The 21,121-nt window shown below is 73.3% G+C and carries 22 protein-coding genes; 15 read left to right on the top strand and 7 right to left on the bottom strand.

Annotated features, from left to right (window positions below):
* The first annotated feature begins 118 nt into the window (after positions 1 to 118).
* From ABEA04_RS05125 to ABEA04_RS05135, 3 genes are all read left to right on the top strand, one after another.
* A complete protein-coding gene (locus tag ABEA04_RS05125; RefSeq protein ID WP_345455196.1) occupies positions 119 to 946 on the top strand; it encodes a sigma-70 family RNA polymerase sigma factor in 828 nt (275 codons plus the stop codon).
* 117 nt (positions 947 to 1,063) lie between these two features.
* Positions 1,064 to 1,759 (top strand): HAD family hydrolase, encoded by a 696-nt coding sequence (locus ABEA04_RS05130; RefSeq protein ID WP_345455198.1) that lies wholly within the window; start codon positions 1,064 to 1,066, stop codon positions 1,757 to 1,759.
* 27 nt (positions 1,760 to 1,786) lie between these two features.
* Positions 1,787 to 2,467, top strand: coding sequence for a helix-turn-helix transcriptional regulator (locus ABEA04_RS05135; RefSeq protein ID WP_345455200.1), 681 nt, complete (start codon positions 1,787 to 1,789; stop codon positions 2,465 to 2,467).
* 7 nt (positions 2,468 to 2,474) lie between these two features.
* On the opposite strand, the gene ABEA04_RS05140 is transcribed toward ABEA04_RS05135, so the two are convergent.
* The gene (locus ABEA04_RS05140) at positions 2,475 to 3,212 is read right to left on the bottom strand and encodes an SDR family NAD(P)-dependent oxidoreductase (RefSeq protein ID WP_345455202.1); all 738 of its coding nucleotides are present in this window, start codon (positions 3,210 to 3,212) and stop codon (positions 2,475 to 2,477) included.
* Between the two features lie 85 nt (positions 3,213 to 3,297).
* Here ABEA04_RS05140 and ABEA04_RS05145 point away from each other — a divergent pair, with 85 nt between their 5' ends.
* The 7 genes from ABEA04_RS05145 to ABEA04_RS05175 all read left to right on the top strand — a co-directional run bounded on the left by ABEA04_RS05145 (position 3,298) and on the right by ABEA04_RS05175 (position 11,876).
* Entirely contained in the window at positions 3,298 to 4,110 is an 813-nt protein-coding gene (locus tag ABEA04_RS05145; protein WP_345455204.1) for an SDR family NAD(P)-dependent oxidoreductase, read from the top strand.
* Positions 4,111 to 4,115: 5 nt separating this feature from the next.
* Positions 4,116 to 4,979 carry an LLM class F420-dependent oxidoreductase gene (locus tag ABEA04_RS05150; protein ID WP_345455206.1) on the top strand — a complete coding sequence of 288 codons (864 nt, stop codon included), beginning with the start codon at positions 4,116 to 4,118 and terminating at the stop codon, positions 4,977 to 4,979.
* A 133-nt stretch (positions 4,980 to 5,112) separates the two neighbouring features.
* Complete coding sequence (locus ABEA04_RS05155; RefSeq protein ID WP_345455208.1) at positions 5,113 to 6,189, top strand: ABC transporter permease; 1,077 nt, start codon at positions 5,113 to 5,115, stop codon at positions 6,187 to 6,189.
* 4 nt (positions 6,190 to 6,193) lie between these two features.
* Complete coding sequence (locus ABEA04_RS05160; RefSeq protein WP_345455210.1) at positions 6,194 to 7,498, top strand: substrate-binding domain-containing protein; 1,305 nt, start codon at positions 6,194 to 6,196, stop codon at positions 7,496 to 7,498.
* A 181-nt stretch (positions 7,499 to 7,679) separates the two neighbouring features.
* Positions 7,680 to 10,289 (top strand): ATP-binding cassette domain-containing protein, encoded by a 2,610-nt coding sequence (locus tag ABEA04_RS05165; RefSeq protein ID WP_345455212.1) that lies wholly within the window; start codon positions 7,680 to 7,682, stop codon positions 10,287 to 10,289.
* A 48-nt stretch (positions 10,290 to 10,337) separates the two neighbouring features.
* Positions 10,338 to 11,096, top strand: coding sequence for an SDR family NAD(P)-dependent oxidoreductase (locus ABEA04_RS05170; RefSeq protein ID WP_345455214.1), 759 nt, complete (start codon positions 10,338 to 10,340; stop codon positions 11,094 to 11,096).
* Positions 11,097 to 11,147: 51 nt separating this feature from the next.
* Positions 11,148 to 11,876, top strand: coding sequence for a hypothetical protein (locus ABEA04_RS05175; RefSeq protein ID WP_345455216.1), 729 nt, complete (start codon positions 11,148 to 11,150; stop codon positions 11,874 to 11,876).
* Here the strand turns inward: ABEA04_RS05175 and ABEA04_RS05180 are convergent.
* A complete protein-coding gene (locus ABEA04_RS05180) occupies positions 11,864 to 13,213 on the bottom strand; it encodes an HNH endonuclease (protein WP_345455218.1) in 1,350 nt (449 codons plus the stop codon). The genes ABEA04_RS05175 and ABEA04_RS05180 overlap by 13 nt on opposite strands.
* A gap of 84 nt (positions 13,214 to 13,297) precedes the next feature.
* Here ABEA04_RS05180 and ABEA04_RS05185 point away from each other — a divergent pair, with 84 nt between their 5' ends.
* The 3 genes from ABEA04_RS05185 to ABEA04_RS05195 are packed head-to-tail and all read left to right on the top strand — an operon-like array spanning position 13,298 to position 15,119.
* On the top strand, positions 13,298 to 14,044 hold the full coding sequence (locus tag ABEA04_RS05185) for a class I SAM-dependent methyltransferase (RefSeq protein ID WP_345455220.1): 747 nt from the start codon (positions 13,298 to 13,300) through the stop codon (positions 14,042 to 14,044).
* A 39-nt stretch (positions 14,045 to 14,083) separates the two neighbouring features.
* Positions 14,084 to 14,560: a hypothetical protein gene (locus tag ABEA04_RS05190; protein ID WP_345455222.1), complete on the top strand. Its 477-nt coding sequence runs from the start codon at positions 14,084 to 14,086 to the stop codon at positions 14,558 to 14,560.
* 22 nt (positions 14,561 to 14,582) lie between these two features.
* Complete coding sequence (locus ABEA04_RS05195; protein WP_345455223.1) at positions 14,583 to 15,119, top strand: P-loop nucleotide/nucleoside kinase family protein; 537 nt, start codon at positions 14,583 to 14,585, stop codon at positions 15,117 to 15,119.
* Position 15,120: 1 nt separating this feature from the next.
* Here ABEA04_RS05195 and ABEA04_RS05200 read toward each other — a convergent pair whose 3' ends face one another.
* From ABEA04_RS05200 to ABEA04_RS05220, 5 genes are all read right to left on the bottom strand, one after another.
* A complete protein-coding gene (locus tag ABEA04_RS05200; RefSeq protein WP_345455225.1) occupies positions 15,121 to 15,534 on the bottom strand; it encodes a PIN-like domain-containing protein in 414 nt (137 codons plus the stop codon).
* Positions 15,506 to 16,180, bottom strand: coding sequence for a DUF433 domain-containing protein (locus ABEA04_RS05205; RefSeq protein WP_345455227.1), 675 nt, complete (start codon positions 16,178 to 16,180; stop codon positions 15,506 to 15,508). Before ABEA04_RS05205 ends, ABEA04_RS05200 begins: the two co-directional genes overlap by 29 nt.
* A gap of 36 nt (positions 16,181 to 16,216) precedes the next feature.
* A complete protein-coding gene (locus ABEA04_RS05210) occupies positions 16,217 to 17,008 on the bottom strand; it encodes a DinB family protein (RefSeq protein WP_345455229.1) in 792 nt (263 codons plus the stop codon).
* A gap of 112 nt (positions 17,009 to 17,120) precedes the next feature.
* Entirely contained in the window at positions 17,121 to 17,543 is a 423-nt protein-coding gene (locus ABEA04_RS05215; RefSeq protein WP_345455231.1) for an FmdB family zinc ribbon protein, read from the bottom strand.
* Positions 17,544 to 17,564: 21 nt separating this feature from the next.
* Positions 17,565 to 18,353 (bottom strand): N-acyl homoserine lactonase family protein, encoded by a 789-nt coding sequence (locus tag ABEA04_RS05220; RefSeq protein WP_345455233.1) that lies wholly within the window; start codon positions 18,351 to 18,353, stop codon positions 17,565 to 17,567.
* 165 nt (positions 18,354 to 18,518) lie between these two features.
* Between ABEA04_RS05220 and ABEA04_RS05225 the strand changes: the two genes are divergently transcribed.
* The gene (locus tag ABEA04_RS05225) at positions 18,519 to 19,613 is read left to right on the top strand and encodes a zinc-binding dehydrogenase (protein WP_345455235.1); all 1,095 of its coding nucleotides are present in this window, start codon (positions 18,519 to 18,521) and stop codon (positions 19,611 to 19,613) included.
* A 35-nt stretch (positions 19,614 to 19,648) separates the two neighbouring features.
* Positions 19,649 to 21,094 carry an NAD-dependent succinate-semialdehyde dehydrogenase gene (locus ABEA04_RS05230; protein ID WP_345455237.1) on the top strand — a complete coding sequence of 482 codons (1,446 nt, stop codon included), beginning with the start codon at positions 19,649 to 19,651 and terminating at the stop codon, positions 21,092 to 21,094.
* The last annotated feature ends 27 nt before the right edge of the window (positions 21,095 to 21,121 follow it).

Consider the following 21,121-nt stretch of genomic DNA (forward strand, 5'->3'; position numbering starts at 1 on the left):
GTCCTGCCCCCCCCGCCACCCCCAGGAATGAGTGCAGGGCCGGTCTGGACCGCTAACGTCGAGACACCCGCTTGCTGGAGACCACGGCAAGTCCCGCTGCAATCGCAGGTGGTGACTCGTGCGTCCCAGTACCTTCTCGTCCTCGCGCTCGGAGCGGCTGAGCCGCGCCGAGCGCTCCGACCTCACCGCCGAGCTGCTCACGCGAGCGGCCGGCACCGACGACCCCGCGCAGCGTCGGGTCATCCTCGACGAGGTCGTCACGATCAACGTCCGGATCGCCCACGCCGTCGCGGCGCGCTACCGGGGCCGCGGCGTCCCGCTGGAGGACCTCGAGCAGGTCGGCTGCGAGGGCCTGACCAAGGCCGTGCAGCGCTACGACCACACGACCCACCACGACCTGCTCACCTACGCCGTCCCCACGATCCGCGGCCAGATCCTGCGCTACTTCCGCGACCTGTCGTGGACGCTGCGCCCGCCGCGGCGGATCCAGGACCTGCAGTGGCGCATCAACCGCACCATCGACGAGCTGTCGCTCGAGCTCGGCCGCGAGCCGACGACCGCCGAGGTGTGCGCGTCGCTGGGCATCGAGGCCGCCGAGCACGACGAGGCCGTGGCCGCGTTCGGCTGCCTGCACCCGCCGTCGCTCGACCAGCCGGTCGCCGGCTCGCCCGAGCTGACCCTGGGCCAGGGCCTCACGGCGGACGACGACCCCGACGAGGCGGTCGAGGCACGGGCCATGCTGCAGCCGCTGGTGCGCCGCCTGCCCGAGCGTGACCGCCGCATCCTCTACCTGCGCTTCGTGGAGGACCAGACCCAGCGCGAGATCGGCGACGAGCTCGGCGTGCCGCAGATGCAGGTCTCGCGGTGGCTGACCCGCATCTACCGCGAGCTGCGCGACGGCCTCGGCCCGGACGCCGACCCGTGGACGGCGGCCGAGCCGGCCTGAGCCAGCACACTCTGGTCGAGGTGCGAGGCCGACCACGGCCGGGGGTCTCGAGGCTCGTCGCCAGGGCTCCTCGCACCTCGACCGTCGTCGGACTGACGCGGCTGGGTACCGGCGGGCGTGACCCCGCCCAGCACCGTCGTCCTCGACCTCGACGGCACCCTCGTCGACTCCGTGCCCGTGCACGTGCTCGCCTGGCAGGCGGCGTTCCGCGCTGTCGGCGTCGCCGTGCCGACCCACCGCGTGCACCGCGCCATCGGCATGGGCGGTGACCGCCTGGTCGCCCAGGTCGCGGGGGAGGAGGTCGAGCGGGCGCACGGCGACCGCCTGCGCGAGCTCCACCCCGCCGAGCTGGACCGGCTCTTCGGCCGCATCCGCCCCGCCGAGGGCGCCTCGGCCCTGCTCGCCACGCTCGCCGAGCGGGGCGTCACCGTCGTCCTGGCCAGCTCGAGCGAGCAGGCGCTCACCGACCGGCTCCTCGGTCTCGTCGACGGTGCCGACCGGCTCGACCGCGTGATCACCGGCTCTGACGCCGAGCAGAGCAAGCCGGACGGTGAGCTGGTGGCCACCGCGCTCGCGTCGGTGGGCGACGCCGCGGCCGTGCTGGTCGGCGACGCCGTCTGGGACGTCGCCGCCGCCCGCGACGCCGGCGTGCCGTGCGTCGGCGTGCTCACCGGCGGCATCGGCGAGGCCGAGCTGCGCGGGGCCGGGGCGGTCGGCGTCCACGAGTCGGCGCAGGTGCTGGCCGAGCTGCTCACCGCGGCCGACGGGTCTTTTACACCCGTCCACGCCTGGCGCCAGCCCCCGAACGCATGAAAGGCCGGGGGTGGGGGACCGGGTGACATGACCGTCCACGCCGAGCCCGCAGGCCGTTCCGTCGACCTGCCCACCGGCCTCCGCCTCGCCCCCGTCGCACGCCCCCGGACCGCCACCGTCGTCTCCGTCGTCAGCCCCGAGCCGGTGGTGCGCGCCGGCCTCGCCGCGCTGATGGTGCGCCACCCCGATCGCGTGCAGCTCACCCCGTTCACCACCGACGCCAGCGCGCTGCGCCCCGAGGTGGTCCTCTACGACAGCATCGGCCTCACCGAGGACGACGGCCGTCGGCTCGACGTCCTCGTGGCGCTGCCCGAGACCGCCGTCCTGGTGCTCTCGCGCGACCTGCGCCCCGACCTCGGCGCGCTCGCGATGACGCGCGGCGGCGACGCGATGGTGACGCTGGCCGCCGAGGTCGGCGAGATCCTCGACGCCGTCGACGTCGCCCGCCGTCGCATCGGCCGGCCCGCGCCGGCCGCGACCCCGCGGCTGGGCCACGAGGTCGGCCTGACGCCGCGCGAGGTCGACGTGCTGCGGTTCATCACCGCCGGCATGACGAACCAGGAGATCGCCGAGACGCTGTTCGTGAGCATCAACTCGGTCAAGACCTACATCCGCAGCGCCTACCGGCGCATCGGCGCCAAGAGCCGGCCCCAGGCGGTCGTGTGGTGCCTGCACCACGGGTTCCCGACCGAGCAGGCGCGCGGCTGAGCGGGGCTCACTGCGCCAGGTAGCCGCCGTCGATGACCAGCTCGGAGCCTGTCATGAAGCTGGACTCGTCACTCGCGAGGAACACCGCGCCCGCGGCGATCTCGACCGGCTGACCGGCCCGGCCCATGGGCGTCTGCGAGACGACGTACTCGTTGATCGAGGGGTCCTGCGCCTCGGTGAGCGGCGTGATCACGAAGCCGGGGTGCAGCGAGTTCACCCGGATGCCGTCCTTGGCGTAGGTGATCGCCGCGCTCTTCGACATCGTGCGCACCGCGCCCTTCGTGGCGTGGTAGGCGTGGGCGCCGGCGACGGCCGCGTTGCCCCAGATCGACGACACGTTGACGATCGACCCGCCGCCGGCGGCGAGCATGCCGGGCACGACCGCCCGCATGCCGAGCCAGGTGCCGGTCTGGTTGACCGCGAGCACGCGGTTCCAGTCCTCGAGCGTCACCTCGTGCGGCAGGTCGTAGGTGATGATGCCGGCGTTGTTGACCAGCACGTCGACGCCGCCGTGGGTCTCGACGGCGTGCGCGACGACCCGCGCCCAGTCGTCCTCGCTGCTGACCTCCAGCTGGTGCCACTCGACGCGTCCGGCGTGCTCGCCGAGGTCGCCGTAGTCCGACGTCTCGCCGCGGCCGGTGGCCAGCACGGTGGCGCCCTCGCGGGCGAACGCCTCGGCGATCGCGCGTCCGATGCCGCGCCCGGCGCCGGTGACCAGCGCCCTCTTGCCCTCCAGACGGTTCATGCCGCGAGTCTGTGACGCACGCGCGTCCCACCGCTGTCGCAGTTCGGGACATCGACCGCCGGACGGCGCTGCCTAGCGTCCGGCCATGCCGCGAGAGCCACGACGCACCGCCCTCGTCACCGGCGGCGCCCAGGGCCTCGGCCTCGCCGTCGCCACCCGCCTGGTGGCCGACGGGCACGACGTCCTCCTCGGCGACGTCGACGGCGCGGCGGCCGAGCGCGCCGCCGCCGGCCTCGGCCCCGCCGCCACCGCACTCGCCATGGACGTCACCAGCGACGCCGACGTCGCGGCGGCGCTCGAGCGCCTCGACGGCCGGCCGCTCGACGTCCTGGTCAACAACGCCGGGATCATCAGCCGTCGTCCGGCCGCCGAGATCGACACCGGCGACTGGGAGCGCGAGCTCGCCGTCAACCTCGGCGGCGTCATGCGGTGCAGCCGCGCCGGGTTCCCCCACCTCGCGCGCTCCGAGCACGCCGCGGTGGTCAACCTCGCCTCCGTCGGCTCGACCTTCGGCCTGCCGCAGCGCCTGGGCTACAGCACCACGAAGTCGGGCGTGCTCGGCCTGACCCGCACCCTCGCCGCCGAGTGGGGCCCGCACGGCATCCGCGTCAACGCCGTCGCCCCCGGCTACATCGAGACGACGCTGATGCGCTCGGGCTTCGCCTCCGGCGCCCTCGACGAGGGCCGCCTGCTCGACCGGACGCCGCTCGGCCGCTTCGGCACCGCCGACGAGATCGCCGGCGCGGTGGCGTTCCTGGTCTCCGACGACGCCTCGTTCGTCACCGGCGCCGTGCTGCGCGTCGACGGCGGCATCACGATCGACGGCAGCTTCCACGCCCGCCCCTACCCGGCCACCGATCCCGACACCAATCACGGCACCGACCCCGGAACGAGGTGAGCCCGGTGAAGCTGGGCGTCTACGTCTTCGCCACCGACCTCGACCTCGACCCGGGCCCGCTGGCCCGCGAGATCGAGGACCGCGGCCTGGACTCCATGTTCTTCCCCGAGCACAGCCACATCCCCGTGGGGCGCCAGACCGACTACCCCGACTCCTACGGCGGCGGCGAGCTGCCCGACTTCTACAAGCGCACCTACGACCCGTTCGTCTCGTGCAGCTTCGCGGCCGCCGCCACCACCCGGCTGCAGGTCGGCACCGGCATCGCCCTGCTCGCGCTGCGGGACGCCGTCCACACCGCCAAGCTGGTGGCCTCGGTCGACCGGCTCTCGGGCGGCCGGTTCGCCTTCGGCGTCGGGTTCGGCTGGAACCGCGACGAGTTCGCCACCCATGGCGTCGACTGGACGACGCGCCACCGCAAGGTGCGCGAGCAGGTCGAGCTGATGCGCACCATGTGGACCGACGACGTCGCCTCCTACGACGGCGAGCTGGTCAGCCTGCCGCCGAGCTGGTGCTGGCCCAAGCCGGTGCAGACGCCCGGGCCACCGGTCTACCTCGGCGGCTCCGGACCGCTGACGATGAAGCACGCCGCGGCCTGGGCCGACGTCTGGTACCCGACGCCGCCGGTGCACGACCCGCACCTGACCGAGTCGATCCCACGCTTCCGGGCGCTGGTCGAGGAGGCCGGCCGCGACCCCGACACGGTGCCCGTCGGCGTCGCACCGGGCTCGTGCGACGACGCCGACCTCGAGGCCTACCGGGCCAACGGCGTCGCGCACGTCAACGTCGCGCTCGTCGCCCCGACCGCCGACCAGATGCTGACGCAGCTCGACGAGCTGGTGGCGCGCCGCGAGCGGGTGCTGGGCCGATGAGGCGGGGGTGTCGCGTGCGTCGTCCCAGTGACCCATGTCTCAAAGCGAGACAACCCCGCCGACGCGCCGCTTCCTACGTTTCCCATCACCCGGGAGCCCCCGGCCAGGCCGCACGCCAGAGGAGGACGGCGCGATGACCACCGTCACCGAGCCCGCGACCCAGACCCCGGTCGAGCGTCGCCGGCGCCGTCCGCTGCGCGTGCCGGGCCAGGGCATCCTGCTGGCCAACGTCGCGCTCGTGCTCGTCGGCCTGCTCGTGCTCGACGTGCAGATCTTCAGCAAGGCCAGCCTGTCGACGCTCACGCCGACCATCGGCGTGATGATGCTGATGGCGCTCGGCCAGGCCTTCATCATCGGCACCGGCGGCATCGACCTGAGCATCCCCTCGACCACCACCCTGGTCGGCGCGATCGTGCTCAAGCAGGCCGCCGGCGACGACGGCAAGATCGTCGGCGCGGTCGTCACGGCGCTGCTGGTGTGCCTGGCCATCGGGCTCGTCAACGGCCTGCTGGTCGAGATCACCCGCCTCAACGCGCTCGTCGTCACCCTCGCCACCGGGCAGCTGATCGCCGGCGCCACCCGCATCTACCGCGGCCCGGTGCTCTCGATCTCGAACGTGCCCGAGAACCTCTCGCAGTTCGCCCGCAGCTCGTTCGGCCAGGTCAGCATCATCCTGCTGCTCGCGCTCGTGGTCGCCGCCCTGGTCGCGGCCTGGTTCAAGATGACCACCGCCGGACGCCGGCTCGCCGCGAGCAGCGTCGCGCGGCCCGCCGCCGAGGCCGCCGGCCTCGCCGCCAGCCGGCAGCGCATCACCGCCTGGGTGCTCGGCACCCTCGTGGTCGGCATCGGCGCGGTGCTGCTGGCCGGCCAGATCGCCACCCCCGACCTCACCCTGGGCCAGCCCTACCTGCTGACCCCCATCGTGGCCGTCGTCCTCGGCGGGGCCGCGCTCACCGGCGGACGGGTCCGACCCGCCGCCACCGTGCTCGGCGCCGTCTTCCTCGTCGTCCTCGAGCACGTCCTCCGCGTGCGCGGCTACTCCTCGGGAGTCTCGCTCGCCTTCCAAGGCCTCGTCCTCGGGGTCGGGCTCACCCTCGTCGTCGCCTCGAAGAGCCTCCGCTGGTCGCTGGGCTCGTCCCGGCGCGGCGACAACCACCACCAGGACCGCTCCAGCGAGGAGCCGGTCGTTGACCGAGAGAAGCAGGAGTAATCCCATGGGCAAGTCATCGCGTCGCCTCGGCGGCACTCGAGCAGGCAGGACGACGGCGCTCGCCGCCGGCCTGAGCGCGCTCGTCCTCGGCGTGGCCGCCTGCGGCTCCTCCGGGGTCGACGGCGGCGACTCCGGCGGCAGCGGAGGTGGCGACGACGCCGCCGCCGAGTCGGTCGTCGACCTCGACTCCGTCTCCGACGAGGACGCCCAGAAGATGGCCGACCTCGCCTTCGGCACCACCGACATCAGCCTCGACAGCCTCGACCCGACGGTGCAGGAGGCCCTCAAGCGGGCCGCCATCGAGCTGACGCCCGAGCAGAAGGACAAGGCCTTCGAGTGCTGGCAGGCCACCACCTGCGAGATCGGCGACGGCAAGACCACGCTCGGCATCGCCGAGGGCTTCGGCGGCAACCTGTGGCGCAAGGTCGCCAAGATGGAGATCATCCTGCAGGCGATGACCTACCCGGACATCGGCAAGATCATCTTCACCGACGCCAACGCCGACCTGCCGACCTTCCTGGCCAACGTGCGCAGCCTCAGCTCGCAGGGCGCCAAGGCGATCGTCAGCTACAACGACTTCGGCACCGCCGCGCTGCCGGCCTTCAAGGCCGCGCAGGCCCAGGGCGCCGTCATCTCGACGTACGTCGGCCCCACGCCCGACGCGCCGGCCGACTCGCTGTCGAACCAGATCACCGGCGACGTGTGCGCGATGGGCGAGGAGATGGAGCAGGTCGCCGTCGACGACCTCGGCCTGACCGGCGACCTCGCCATCCTCAACGGCACCCCCGGCAACCCGCAGGGCGCCGCCTGGAACAAGTGCCTCGAGGACTCGCTGCCCAGCGGCGTCGAGATCGGCCAGAAGGTCGACACCGACTGGACGCTGGCCGGCGCCTTCGACGCCGGCTCCGCGCTGGTCAGCTCGGGCACCGACTACGGCGCCATCTTCTACGACTACGCCGACCCGATCCCGCAGGTCGTCGAGGCCTACTCGAAGGCCGACAAGAAGATCCCGGCGATCATCACCTGGACCAGCAACAACGGCATGGCGCGGGTCTGGGAGGAGAAGCTCGGCACTCCTGACGAGTTCCCGCTCTACCACACCAGCGCGCTCACCTGGGAGAGCCGGGCGTCGGTCACCGCGGTGATGAAGCAGCTCGCCGGCGAGGAGGTCGAGCCGGTGGTGATCGTGCCCCGTCCGTTCGTGAAGGCCGAGAAGGGCTACTACCTCTCCGACCGCCCCGACGACTACCCGGGCCCCAGCGCCCTGGTGCCGGACGACGTCATGACCCGGATGCTCTCGGACGGCTGAGAGCCCCCTGCCCCGGCCGGGGGTGGGGCCCGACCCGCCCCCGGTCGGCCGCCACCCCCGGCACGGGGCCTGCTCCGTCGCAGGCCCCGCGCCGTACCGCAGTGCCCGCCAGACCCGCCAGACCCGCCAGACCCGCCAGACCCGCCAGACCCGCCTGACCTGCGCACGAGAGGTGCCGACCGTGTCCGACCACTCCACCACCGCCGTCCGCGACCGCGCCGCCGGCGACGCGGGCGGGGCGCCGCTGCTCACGGCGTCGGGTCTGTCGAAGCGGTACGGCGCCGTGCAGGCCCTCGACGACGTGGGCCTCGAGCTCGCCCCCGGCGAGATCCACGCCCTCGTCGGCGAGAACGGGTCGGGCAAGTCGACCCTCGTCGGCATCGTCAGCGGCACCGTGGCCCGCGACCGCGGCGAGCTGAGCATCGGCGGACGGTCGGTCACCGCCGCGCGTCCCGCCGTCTCGCAGTCGCACGGCGCGGTGACGGTCTTCCAGGACGGCTCGCTCATCGGCGACCTGTCCGTGGCGCAGAACCTCTACCTCGGCACCCCCGCGAGCCACCGGCCCAAGTTCGGGCAGATGGTGTCGTGGGCGCAGGACCTGCTCAACTCCCACGGCTTCGACATCGACACCACGCTGCGCGCCTCGACGCTGCCGCCCGGCGACCGCCAGCTGGTCGAGATCGTGCGGGCCGTGGCCTGCGAGCCGAAGGTGCTGATCCTCGACGAGGCCACCTCGGCGCTCGACTCGCACGGCGTCGACATCGTGCTCGAGCTGATGCGGCGCGTGGCCGCCGCCGGCAGCGCGGTGCTGTTCGTGACCCACCGGCTCTCGGAGGTGATGCGGGTCGCCGACCGGGTCACCGTGCTGCGCGACGGCCGCTTCCAGGGCACCCACGACGCCTCCGGGACGACGCCGAAGAAGCTCGTCGAGCTGATGGCCGGCACGCGGGTCGACCTCGAGTTCCCCGACCGCGAGCCGGACGCCGGCGGCGACGTCGTGCTGACGGCGTCCGGTCTCGAGGGCCTGGGCTACGGGCCGATCGACCTCGAGCTGCGGGCCGGCACGATCGTCGGCCTGGCCGGTGCCGACGGCAACGGGCAGCTGCCGCTGCTCAAGGGCCTGGCCGGCATCGACGACCACGGCGGTCGGGTCGAGGTGGGCGGCAAGGCGGTGCGCTCGTACGGCTCCGCCGTCGACCGCGGCATGGTCTACCTCAGCTCGGACCGCCGCAACGAGTCGCTGTTCGGCGGCCTGACCATCGGCGACAACATCGGCCTGGGCGTGCTCGGCTCGCTGTCGAGCGGCGGCGTCGTCCGCCTCGGGCGTGAGCGGGAGTTCGTCGACGAGGCCGTCGACCGCTACCGCATCCGGGTCGGCCACACCGGGCAGCTGCCCACCGAGCTGTCGGGCGGCAACCAGCAGAAGGTCGCGCTCTCGCGGGTGCTCGCGATGGAGCCGACCGTCGTCCTCATCGACGAGCCGACGCAGGGCGTCGACGTCCGCTCGCGGCTCGACATCTACCGCTTCCTGCGCGCCATCGCCGACAGCGGCAGTGCCGTCGTGGTGGTCAGCTCGGACGCCTCCGAGCTGGCCGGCCTGTGCGACCGCATCCTGGTGATGAGCCGCGGCAAGGTGACCACCGAGCTCGCCGGCCTGGGCGCGACCGAGGAGTCGATCGTCGGTGCGTTCGCCGTCGAGCACGAGCTGGCCGCCGACGGCGACGTCGTGGGCGAGGAGGCCGCCGCCGGCATCTCCGACGCGCCGAGCCCGGTGCGGCGACGATCGTGGCTGCGGCGCTCGCTGACCGCCGAGAGCATCCGGCTGGCCGCGCTCGTCGTCCTCATGGTGCTGCTGGCGCTGTTCGCGCAGTCGAGGAACGACACGTTCCTGACCCAGCCCGGCATCTACAACGTGGCGCTGCTGGCGCTCCCGCTCGTGGCGGTGGCCGCCGCGCAGTACTTCGTGCTGCTCGTGGGCGGCATCGACGTCTCGGTCGGGGCGGTGATGACGCTCTCGGTGGTCCTCATGAGCGAGTGGGCGGCCGTCGGGGCCGACGGCTCGCCGGGCAGCACCGGTGGCGTCATGCTCACCTCGCTCGGCGTCGCGATCCTGCTCGGCGTGGCCGTCGGCGGCGTCAACGCGCTGCTGGTCGAGAAGGTCGGCATCACGCCGGTCATCGCCACCATCGCCACGCTCGGCGTCGTCTCCGGCATCGCGCTGATCATGCGGCCGACGGCCGACGGGCTGATCTCGCCGGTGCTAGCGCAAGAGCTGATGCTGCGCGTGGTCGGGCCGATCCCGACGTCCCTGGTCGTGCTGCTCGTGCTGCTGGTGGTCGCCGACGTGTGGTTCCGCCGCACCGGCGGCGGCCTGCGCCTGCGGGCGGTCGGGCTCAACGGGCTCTACGCCCGCCGGCTCGGCATCCCGGCCGCCCGGCTGCGCACGCTCTGCTACGTGCTGTGCGCGGCCATCGCGGGCCTGGCCGGCGTCATCCTCGCCGCCCAGGTGGGCGTGGGCGACCCGAACGCCGGCAACTCCTACACCCTGCTCGCCATCGCCGCGCCGGTGCTCGGCGGGGCCGCGCTGGCCGGTGGCCACGGCTCGCTCGTCGGTGCCGCCATCGGCGCCAGCATCCTCGCGCTCAGCCAGAGCCTGGTGACGGTCCTGGCGCTCGACGACGGCAGCAGCTTCGTCTTCGCCGGCGTGCTGACCCTGCTGGCGCTGCTCAGCTCGGGCGAGAGCATCGCCCGGCTGCGCGGGCTGGTGCGGCGGCGCCTCGCGCGCTCCTGACCTCCCTGTTCTCCCGGAACCTCCCCACCACGGAAAGGCGGCTCACCCATGGGCAAGCTCGACGGACGCACCGCAGTGATCACCGGAGGCGCCTCCGGCATCGGCCTCGCCTCGGCCCGGCGGTTCGCCGCCGAGGGCGCGACGGTCGTGCTGTGGGACCTCAACGCCGAGAGCCTGGCGCTGGCGGCGAAGGAGGTCGAGAACGACGGCGGCACCGCGCACGTCGTCGAGGTCGACGTCTCCCGTCGCGACTCGGTCGAGGCCGCCGCGGCCCGCACCGCCGAGCTGGCCGGCGCCGTGACGGTGCTGATGAACAACGCGGGGATCCTCGACGACTACGCGCCCATCCTCGAGACCGACGAGGACCTGTGGGACCGGATCATCGGGGTCAACCTCACCGGCGTCTACCGGGTCACCCGCGCCCTGCTGCCCGCCATGCTGGACGCCGGCGGCGGCACGATCGTCAACACCTGCTCGATCGCCGGCCTGGTCGCCGGCGGCGGCGGGACGGCGTACACGTCGTCCAAGCACGGCGTGCTCGGCCTGACCCGCCAGCTCGCCTTCGACTACGGCCAGCAGGGCATCCGGGTCAACTGCATCTGCCCCGGCGCCGTCGAGACCGGCATGACCAAGGAGCTCTTCGCCGCCGGCGAGGCCGCCGTCATGGACTCGGTCAACAGCGTCCCCGCCGGCCGCTACGCCCAGCCGGAAGAGCTCGCCAACCTCGCCCTGTTCCTCGCCAGCGAGGACTCCAGCTTCAGCCACGGCGCCGCCTTCGTCGCCGACGGGGGCTGGACGATCCGGTAGGCGGCACGATCGGGCCTTCCGCGCGGGCGGCGGCGTGGCGATACTGCGCGCATGTCCGCGACGGGCTCGGCCGACAAGACCACGCCGTACGTGTGGTGGGTCGTCCTCGCGCTCGCGGTCGTTGTGCTGGGAACGGCCGCCGGGCTGCTGTTCAGCGGCGTCGGCGACAACGTCGACGTGCGCGCCGAGCTCGCCCGGTTCTGCCTAACGCTCACGAGCGCGCTGCTGATCACCGGTGGGCTGTCCGCGCACCTGACGCGTCGGGCGGCGCGGCGCTCCAGGGAGGAGGAGCGGGCGCGCGGCCTCACGGCCTCGTTGCGCGAGCTGAAGGCCGCGTTCGAGACGGTGCAGGTCGTTCGTCTGCACCTGCAGGCCCACCCGACGCCGTCCACCTTCATGGAGCGCCTCGGTGAGATCATCGCGGCGCGGGCGCACCTCCACCTCGTCGAACGCGACGTGCACCTGCTGAGGTCGCCGGTGCGAGAGCACGTCCAGACGATGCTCGACTACCTCGACGGGCTGCGTGACTTCTACCGTTCGAGCTACGGACGACTGCGCCACGACGCCGCGGTGGAGCGGGGCGCCTGGGCCCGGCTGGAGGGCGGGGGCGAAGAGGAGGTCTGCCCGACGCCCCTCGCCGACTACGGCTCGGAGGTCGTCACGGCTTTCCTGTCGGACGAGGCGTTCCGGGCCGGCGCGTTCTCGACCGGCTACCAGGCGGCGTCCACGGAGATCTACCGCGCGCTCGGGGTCGAGCGGCCGGCGCCTCAGCAGGCCTGAGCGATCAGACGCGCGAACCGCTGCTCCATCGGTGACCGGGATGTGGGCGGGTGCGCCGGGCGCGGGGGAGCGGGGGCGGTTGAGACGTAGGTGTGCCCGGTGGGGGTGATGGTGACGACGCGATGTCGGCCGACCCGCAGCGGTGGACCGGCACCCTGTCGCCATCCGACCGCCTGCTTGGCGTGGTTGCACGCCTCGCACAGGCCCTGGGTGTTGGTGGCGGAGGTGGCGCCACCGGTCTCGGCGGGCTCGACGTGGTCGGCGTGGCGGACCGGCGCGTCGCACCACGGGGTGCGGCACAGGCCCTGGTCGCGCAGCCTCAGGAACGCCGCGAGCGACTCGTTGACCACGCGGCGGGCGCTGGCGAGGGCGACCAGGTCGCCGGCGGGGTCGGCGTAGAGGCGGCGCACCCACGCGGTGGCGTCGGTGTCGGGGTCGACGGCGTGCGCGACCAGGTGGCGGGCGATCTCGGCCGGCACCGGGCCGTGACCGGGCACGGTGGCGGGCTCGGTGCCGCCGCCCAGGAGCGTGCGGTCGGAGACGACGACGGCGACCTGCACGTCGACGTCGTCCGCGCGGCCGCGACCGGTGAGCCGCTCGACGAGGGTGTCGGCCATCAGCTGGCCGCGCCCCCGCTCGCCGGCCGCACCGGTGGCCACGGCGCTGTCGGCCGCGGCCCGCAGCGCGGCGTAGACCGCCACACCCTGCGCGACCGGCAGCAGGGCGGTCAGGTAGGTCATGGTGTCGGGCGCCGGCCGGATCGTGACGTGGCGATCGCCCTCGGCCCGGCGGGCGCGGCGGACGGCGGACGCGGGGTCGAGCCGCTGCGCCGCGGCGCGGGCGAGGCTCTCGATCCGGCGGGTGCCGACGCCCTCGAGTGCGTCGGGGTCGGCACACAGCTCGGCGTCGACCCGCGCCCGGTCGGCGGGGTCGAGGCCGGAGGTCTCGGTGACGACGATGCGCGCGCGGTGCTCGGAGAGCCGGCCCTCGCGCAGGGCGGCGCGGGTATGGGGCAGCTCGGCGCGCAGGTCCTTTGCCATGCCGAGCAGCACCTGGGCCCGGTGGGGTGACTCGCGGCGGGCCAGCCCGATCTGCGCCGCCACGCCCCCGCCACGGCGCTCGGCCCGCTCGCCGCGCTCGGCCTGCTGTGCGCGCTGGGAGGCGTCGAGGTCGACGGCGAGGTCGCCCTGCAGCGCGCAGAGGGTCGACTTGAGCTCTTCCATGGCGCGGATCAGGTCGACCCGCGCGGCGTCGTCCACCGTCGTGCGGCCCTGCGGCAGGACAGCCTCGAGCCACCGGCGTCGCCGGTCGTCGAGGTCGCTCGCCTCAAGGTCCATACGTCGATGATAGTAGAACACATGTTCTATAACAAGACCTCACGCGGCCTTGTGGAGGGTCGCCCATGCGCCGAGGATGACCGGGTGCCGACGACCCAGCTCTACGACACGATCGGCGCTGGCTACCCCGCCACGCGGCGCACCGACCCGCGCATCGCCCGTCCCATCTGGACGGCCCTCGGTGACGCCCGGACGGTCGTGAACGTCGGCGCCGGCACCGGCTCGTACGAGCCGGCCGACCGCGCCGTCGTCGCCGTCGAGCCGTCGGCGCTGATGCGCTCGAACCGCCCGGCCGGTGCGGCGCCGTGCGTCGGGGCCACAGCCGAGCGGCTGCCGTTCGCCGATGGTGCCTTCGACGCGGCGATGGCGGTGTGCACCCTCCACCACTGGTCCGATCCCGAGGCCGGCTTGCGCGAGCTGCGCCGCGTGGCGCGCCGCGTGGTGGTCTTCGCCTTCGACACCCGCGAGGCCGACCACTTCTGGCTCACCCGCGACTACCTCCCCGAGCTGCATGACCTGCCCGGGGTGCGCACGCTCGACCGCCTGACCGACCTGGCCGCCGACGTCCTCGACGCCGAGGTGCGGCCGGTGCCGGTGCCGGGCGACTGCGCCGACGGGCTGTACGAGGCCTACTGGCGGCGACCGGAGGCCTACCTCGACGCACGGGTCCGCCGCGCCATCTCGGTGTGGGGCGCCGTCGGCCCGGACGTCGAGCAGCGCGCCGTCGAGCGCCTGCGCGCCGACCTGGACTCGGGCGCCTGGCACGAGCGCAACGGCCACCTGCTCGAGCTCGACGAGCTCGACCTCGGCGCGCGCCTGCTGGTGGCCTGACTGGGGCGAACCGACGTAGGGGAGCGCCAGGCGCACCTGGTGCTCCTGTCGCTCCCCGATGATGCCTTCACCCCGGCACTCACCCCCGGCCGGCTCAAGCGGGCCGGACGTCGTACCGATGGGCCCGACATGCCGGTGCTCAACAGCCAGACCCTCACCTGTCCGCTCTGCCGGGACGACGTGCCGGCGTCCGCCGCGTCGTGCCGCTCGTGCCACCTGCCGATCCAGGACGTGCGGCGACACCATCTCGGCGGCCGCCGACGCGGTGCCGACCTCCGGATCCGGCTCGTCGGGCTCGTCGCCTACCCAGCGCTGGTGGCGTGGTGCCTGTGGCAGCTGCCCACCGCGGCGACTTTCGTGGTGCCGGCGGCGTTCGTCGGCTGGGTGTTGCACGTGGTGCGCGGCCGCCCCGTCGTCGGTGCGCTGGTCTTCATGGTCGTGGTCGCGCTCGCCCCGCTGCTGTTCTGGACCGCGATGGCCACCGACCTGATGGACGACGTCGGCAGCCTGTTCTGAGTCGCTCCGCGATGATGGCCGCGTGCGGCGTCCGACCCTGCTCCTCACCGTCGGGCTCCCGGGCGTCGGCAAGACGACGGCGGCGCGGAGGTTCGAGGTCGAGCGCGGGGCGTTGCGGCTGACGAAGGACGAGTGGGTGCGTGCGCTCTACGGCGACCGCAACCCGCCCCAGGCGAGCGACGTCATCGAGGGCCGGCTGATCGACGTCGGCCTGCGCGCGCTCGAGCTGGGGGTCGACGTCGTCCTGGACTTCGGGCTGTGGAGCCGCGACGAGCGCTCGGCGCTTCGTCAGGCCGCGCACGACCGAGGCGCGGACGTCGTCCTGTGGCACGCCACGCTCGACGTCGCCGAGCAGCGTCGCCGCCTCGACGCCCGCGAGGCCGAGGCACCCGGCACCACCTGGCCGATGTCGGACGACGAGCTGGCGGCCTGGACGGCCGCGTTCGAGCCGCCGACCCGCGGCGAGCTCGACGACACCGAGCCGGTCGATGACGCACCCGCCGGGTTCGTGACCTGGGACGACTGGCGCCGCCACCGCTGGCCGCCGGCGATCGGCTGACTCAGACGGCGTCGCGGGGCCACATGCGCCGAACCGAGCCGCCGGCGTAGACGTGCCAGAAGCCAACCGCGTGTCGGTCCGATCCGCGGATCATCGCCGGCACGGCCTCGACCAGTCGCTGCGACGCCTCTCGACGCGCCAGGTTGCCGTCGGCCAGGCAGAAGACGTGGCCATCGCGCAACGCCCCGATCTCGTCGGCGCGATAGCGGATCCGCTTGTCCTTCGTGAGGCAGAGCCAGCCTCGTGAACACCCGTACTCGATCCATTCCTCGTCGGCGACGTCAGCGCCGTCGTCGTCGAAGAGGTCGTAGACGGTGTGGACCGTGTGACCGGCCGCTCGGAGGTCCTCGGCAGTGAGCCGCCCGAGGCTGCGCTCGAGGAAGAACTCAGGCGGCCGAGGCGGCGCGGAGGACACCCTCGACCACGTCGGTGCTGAGGCCGTATTCGGCGGCCACCTCCGACATCGGCTCGCCGTTGCGCCAGAGCTTCAGCACCGCGTCGACCGGGACCTTGGACTCGGACAGCACGGGCGAACCCCACCCGAACCGTGGATCGAGGATCACTGGCGCCTGCTCGGGGTACTGGCTCAGGCGTAGCCGAACGGGGCGTCCGTCGTCGTCCCAGGTCACGTAGGTCAGGTAGTCGGCGAGCACCTCTCGGATGCCGAGCTGCCGGTGCTTGACCTGGAGCACCGACTCGTCGGCGAGACGGACGAAGACGTCGACCCCGTCGGTGGCGATCCGCTTGCTGGCCAGGGCGTACTCGTCACCCAGCTCGTGCCGCACTGTCTCGGCGGCCAGACGCACCTGGTCCATCGGCGCGCCGAGCTCTCGGAGCGAGCGCAGCACGTATGCCTCGATGACGGCGATGAACGGCAGCCGCGGCCAACCGCGGCGCTCCGGCTGCACCGCGTGGATCAGCGAGGGACGACGAGGGCTGTCGACGATCCAGGAGTCCAGCGTCGACTCGGGCATCCGGAGATGACGAGCGGCGTCGCGTGCCGTCAGGAGAGGCGTCGTGATCGGGTCCACGGTCAACCTCCTGACGGTCCGGGACGACATCCGTGAACGACTCTAGGCCGACGCGGCGAGAGTGTGTCATTCATCCACAGGTGTTGTGGCGTCACCCTCCAGCACGGCCAGGTCGCGCTCGGCGTACTGCCGGTGCCACCACTCCTCGTTGAGCACGATCGAGACGCATTGGTGCACCGTGAAGGGGCGGGCGGGGGGCCAGCTGCCGTCGTCGGGCGGGGTGACCTCGGCGGCGAGGGACTCGTCGGTCAGTCCCTCGATCACCCGCCGCACCGCGGCCTGGCGCGAGCGGCGCAGCTCGAGCACCTCGTCGAGGCCCGGACGGGCGTCGAGGTCGCGCGGGAACCCACGGTCGGACGGCGCCTCGTCCCAGGGCAGGTCGAGCGGGTGCCACGGCGCGGGGTCGCCCTCGACGGCCCGCAGCACCCACGCGGCGGTGGCGAACGAGAGGTGGCGCAGGGTCTCGGTGAACGACCACTCCTCGTCGACCCGCTCGTGCAGGAGCTCGAGCGGCAGACGTCGGGCGCGCTCGACCGTGCCGCCCCACTGCGACTCCAGCAGCGTCCACGCCTCGCGGAACCCGGCGGGCTCGTCGGGCCGCATCAGCTCGAGGTCGGGGTGGCGCAGGCGCATCTGCTCGCCGAGGTAGTCGGTGACGTCGATGCCGTTGATGCGCAGCCCCTGCACGTCGCCGGTGATGTCGACGTCGTACAGCTCGACGCCGCGCATCCTCACCCGGTGCAGGTCGGTGCCGCGGATGGTCACGTCGCTCAGGGACGCCGCGCGGAACGTCGAGCCGCTGAGGTCGGTCCAGTCGAAGGTCGAGCCGCTGAGGTCGTCGGCGCCGAACTCAGCCATGGCGGGGGTCCAGCCAGGAGGTCGTCATGCGCGCGAACCTAGCCGGGTTCGCGGACGGACGGCCTCCGCATCAGGGCCTTTCGACGAGCCTGCGACGAGCCCTTCGACAAGCTCAGAGGCCGTGGGGCGTGGCGGCGGCGGCCGGCTTCTCGTGGTGGTGGTGGGTGATCGCGTCGGCCATGGTCGGCGCCTTCACCGCCGCCGCCTTCTCCTGGCGCTCCTGCTCGCGGTCGACGGCACGCGAGTTCTTCGTGGCCTTGGCGACCCACATGCGGGCGGCGGAGTCGCTCATGTGGCACAGCCCCGGGACCTGCGGGTACTGCTGGCACATGGTCGGCCCGCGGCCGGCCGAGCCGGCCGAGCGCGGGACGGCGTCCACGGGCGCGCGGGTGCCCGACAGGCCGATCGCGGCGAACAGCCGCCGGCTCTCGGCCCCGCACGAGGCACAGGGCACGGCAGCAGGAGGAGGGCTCGGCGCCCAGTGCTCGGCGCGCTCTCCGCACGCGGAGCAGCGGTAGTCGACGAGGATGCTCATGGTGGTCGGCTCCCGGCGCGCTCAGTCGTAGCAGTACGGCGCGGGCTTGTGGTCGGCCCAGTGGCCCGGGTCGTGCGTGATCCAGATCGTGGCCTCCTCGGCCTCGGCGATCCGCTTGATGCGGCGCAACGAGTCGAGGGCGACGCGGGTGTCCCAGTCGATCGGGAAGTGGTACTCGAGGTCGAGCGCCTGCTGCAGGTGCACGGCGTCCCCGGTGAGCAGGAACGTGCGGTTGGCCAGGCGCACCTTGAGCCCGAGCTCACCGGGTGTGTGGCCGGGCAGCGAGAGCATCACCAGCGAGCCGTCGCCGAACAGGTCGACGTCGGTGCCGGGCAGCTCGCGCCAGTCGAAGCCGGCGGTGCGCTCGATCTGCCACGGCATGTAGCAGAACGCCGCGATGGGGGTCGCGAACCGTGCGAAGGCCAGCTCGCCGGCGCCCGCGTAGTGCTTGGCGTCGGGGAACAGGTGCGTGCCGCCGGAGTGGTCGAAGTGGAAGTGCGAGGCGATGACGTGGGTGACGTCGGAGGTCTTGTAGCCGAGCGCCTCGATCTGCTTGTCGACGGCCTGGTCGGGCGTGCCGCCGATGCCGAGGCCGTCGGCGAGCTCCTGCCCGTAGACGCCGGCCGGGTCGGTGATCGACTCGGGTGCGATGCCGGTGTCGAAGAGCACCAGCCCGCGGTCGTGCTCGATGAGGAACGACGGCATCGGGATGGTCATCATCCCCGACAGGCCGTACATGAGCGTGGCGGCGTCGACGGTGAGGGTCGGGCAGTCGAGCGCCCACATCTTGCGTGCGTGGCCGAGCGTCATCAAGGCGTCCTTCCGGGCTGGAGAGTGGGGCCGAGCCTCGCCGCCGGCGTCTGCGCACCGCCGTCCCACTTTGCGACAGGACGCCGCGCCGCCGCCCGGGTGGGACGGCGGCACTGTCGCAAACTCGCACAGGTGCGACGGCGCCCGCGCCCCTTGAATCACCCCATGACCAGCGCCGAGACCGGCCGGATCGCCGCCCTCGTGGGCCCCGCGACCGTCGAGCTGCAGGACTACCCCGTGCCCGCCCCGGGCCCCGGTGCCGTGCTGCTGCGGGTGCGGCGCGCCAACGTGTGCGGCACCGACGTGCACCAGTGGCACTACGAGTCCGCGCTGCTGCGCGAGGCCGGCCTCGGGCACGAGTTCGTGGGCGAGGTGGTGGCGCTCGGCGAGGGCGTGACCACCGACTTCGCCGGTGACCCGGTGGCGGTCGGCGACCGCGTCGTGGCCGTCTACTACCTGACCTGCCACCGCTGCCCGCCGTGCCTGCGCGGGGAGTTCAACCTCTGCGTCAACGGCCTGAGCGAGTGGAAGCACAAGCCCGCGGTGGCCCCGCACTTCCGCTCCGCGTTCGCCACGCACTACCACCTGTTCCCGGGGCAGTACTTCTACAAGGTGCCCGACGAGGTGGACGACGCCGCCGTGGCCGGTGCCAACTGCGGCCTGGCCCAGATGCTGTTCGTGGTCGACGAGGTCGGGGTCGGCCCCGGCGAGACGCTGGTCGTGCAGGGCGCCGGCGGGCTCGGCCTCTACGCCGCCGCCGTCGCCCATGAGCGCGGTGCCCGCGTGATCGTGGTGGACGGCGTTCCCGAGCGTCTCGAGCTGGCCCGCGGCTTCGGCGCCGACGAGACCGTGAGCCTCACCGACTTCCCCGAGACCGCCGACCGCGTGGCCCGGGTGCAGGAGCTCACCGGCGGGCTCGGCGCCGACATGGTGCTGGAGGTGACCGGCGTCCCGGCGTCGTTCGTGGAGGCCATCGAGCTGGCCCGGGTGGGCGGCCGCATCGCCTCGGTCGGCAACCTCAACGCCGAGGCGACGGTGACCATGACGCCGGGCATCCTGACCCGCAAGAGCGTCCACGTGCACGGCGTCCTGCGCTACCACCCGTGGTACCTGCACCGCGCCGTGCAGTTCCTGGCCCGCCGCGGCCACCTGCACCCCTTCGACGCCCTCTCCGACCGCACCTACCCGCTCGACGAGGTCACCGACGCGCTGAGGGCCGGCGAGAGCCGGTCGGTCGCCCGTGTCGCGATCGTGCCCTGATCCCGCCAGCCGACCGTCCCCGAAAGGACCCCACCGTGGACTTCCCGACCCAGCTCTTCGTCGACGGCGCGTGGCGCGACGCCTCCGACGGCGCCACGTTCGACGTCGTCGACCCCTCCACCGGCGAGGTGGTGGCCAAGGTCGCCGACGCCACCGAGGACGACGTCCGCGCGGCCATCGACGGCGCCGCAGCCGTGCAGGCGCAGTGGGCGGCGACGCCCGCGATCGAGCGCGCCGCGATCATGCGCCGCGCCGCCCGGCTCTTCGAGGAGCGCCTCGACGACCTGGCCCGGCTGCTCGCCCGCGAGCAGGGCAAGCCCGTGCCCCAGGCGGTCGGCGAGATCCAGTACGGCGTGGGGTTCATCGACTGGTTCGCCGAGGAGGCGCGCCGGGTGCACGGCATGACCATCCCGGCCGCCACCACCGCCAAGCGGATCATCACGCTGAAGCAGCCGATCGGCGTCACCGCCTGCATCACGCCGTGGAACTTCCCGCAGCTGCAGATCCTGCGCAAGCTCGGTGCCTGCCTCGCCGCCGGCTGCACGATGGTGCTCAAGCCGGCCGAGCTGACGCCGCTCTCGGCGCTCGAGATCGCCCGGGTCTTCGACGACGCGGGCCTGCCGGCCGGCGTCCTGCAGGTGCTCACCTCGAACGACGCCCCGCGGGTCAGCGGGGTGTTCATGGCCGACGCCCGGGTGCGGCTGATCTCGTTCACCGGCTCGACCGAGGTCGGCAAGATCCTGATGCGCGGCGCGGCCGACACCGTCAAGCGGGTCTCGCTCGAGCTGGGCGGGCACGCCCCGTTCATCGTCTTCGACGACGCCGACCTCGACCTCGCGCTGCGCGAGGCGATGGCGGTCAAGCTGCGCAACATGGGCCAGACCTGCGTCTCGGCCAACCGGCTGTTCGTGCACGAGGCCGTCGCCGAGGAGTTCAGCCGGCGGCTCGCCGAGGAGTTCACCGGCCTGCGCGTGGGCAACGCCCTGGACGACGGCACCGACGTCGGCCCGCTGGTCGAGGAGGCCGCCGTCGTCAAGGTCGAGGCGCACGTGGCCGACGCCCTCGAGAAGGGTGCCGAGGTGGTCGTCGGCGGCTCGCGCGCCGAGACCGGCACGGGCAGCCGGCTGTTCTTCGAGCCCACCGTCATCCGGGGCGCGGACGAGTCGATGCTGCTGGCGCAGGAGGAGACCTTCGGCCCCGTGGCGCCGATCTTCACCTTCACCGACGAGGACGACGTCGTCCGCCGCGCCAACGACTCCGACTACGGCCTGGCCGGCTACTTCTTCACCCGCGACCTCAACCGCGCCATCCGCGTGGCCGAGCGTCTGGAGTACGGCACGGTGGGCGTCAACGACGCGCAGATCAGCGCCGTCCAGGCGCCGTTCGGCGGCGTGAAGCAGTCGGGCATCGGCCGCGAGGGCGGGCCGCTGGGCATCGAGGAGTACCTCGACACCAAGTACGTCTCCCTCGGCGGGCTCTAGGCCCGGGACCGGGCCACAGACTCCTCC

The organism is Nocardioides marinquilinus, from assembly GCF_039543705.1.
Classification (GTDB): Bacteria; Actinomycetota; Actinomycetes; order Propionibacteriales; family Nocardioidaceae; genus Nocardioides; species Nocardioides marinquilinus.

Bases quoted from the DNA above. Each gene is read 5' to 3' on its own strand.
- ABEA04_RS05170 (WP_345455214.1), top strand. From the start codon at position 10,338: ATGGGCAAGCTCGACGGACGCACCGCAGTGATCACCGGAGGCGCCTCC.
- ABEA04_RS05215 (WP_345455231.1), bottom strand. From the start codon at position 17,543: ATGAGCATCCTCGTCGACTACCGCTGCTCCGCGTGCGGAGAGCGCGCC.
- ABEA04_RS05220 (WP_345455233.1), bottom strand. From the start codon at position 18,353: ATGACGCTCGGCCACGCACGCAAGATGTGGGCGCTCGACTGCCCGACC.
- ABEA04_RS05210 (WP_345455229.1), bottom strand. From the start codon at position 17,008: ATGGCTGAGTTCGGCGCCGACGACCTCAGCGGCTCGACCTTCGACTGG.
- ABEA04_RS05135 (WP_345455200.1), top strand. From the start codon at position 1,787: ATGACCGTCCACGCCGAGCCCGCAGGCCGTTCCGTCGACCTGCCCACC.
- ABEA04_RS05205 (WP_345455227.1), bottom strand. From the start codon at position 16,180: ATGTCGTCCCGGACCGTCAGGAGGTTGACCGTGGACCCGATCACGACG.
- ABEA04_RS05160 (WP_345455210.1), top strand. From the start codon at position 6,194: ATGGGCAAGTCATCGCGTCGCCTCGGCGGCACTCGAGCAGGCAGGACG.
- ABEA04_RS05180 (WP_345455218.1), bottom strand. From the start codon at position 13,213: ATGGACCTTGAGGCGAGCGACCTCGACGACCGGCGACGCCGGTGGCTC.
- ABEA04_RS05140 (WP_345455202.1), bottom strand. From the start codon at position 3,212: ATGAACCGTCTGGAGGGCAAGAGGGCGCTGGTCACCGGCGCCGGGCGC.
- ABEA04_RS05145 (WP_345455204.1), top strand. From the start codon at position 3,298: ATGCCGCGAGAGCCACGACGCACCGCCCTCGTCACCGGCGGCGCCCAG.
- ABEA04_RS05175 (WP_345455216.1), top strand. From the start codon at position 11,148: ATGTCCGCGACGGGCTCGGCCGACAAGACCACGCCGTACGTGTGGTGG.
- ABEA04_RS05225 (WP_345455235.1), top strand. From the start codon at position 18,519: ATGACCAGCGCCGAGACCGGCCGGATCGCCGCCCTCGTGGGCCCCGCG.
- ABEA04_RS05155 (WP_345455208.1), top strand. From the start codon at position 5,113: ATGACCACCGTCACCGAGCCCGCGACCCAGACCCCGGTCGAGCGTCGC.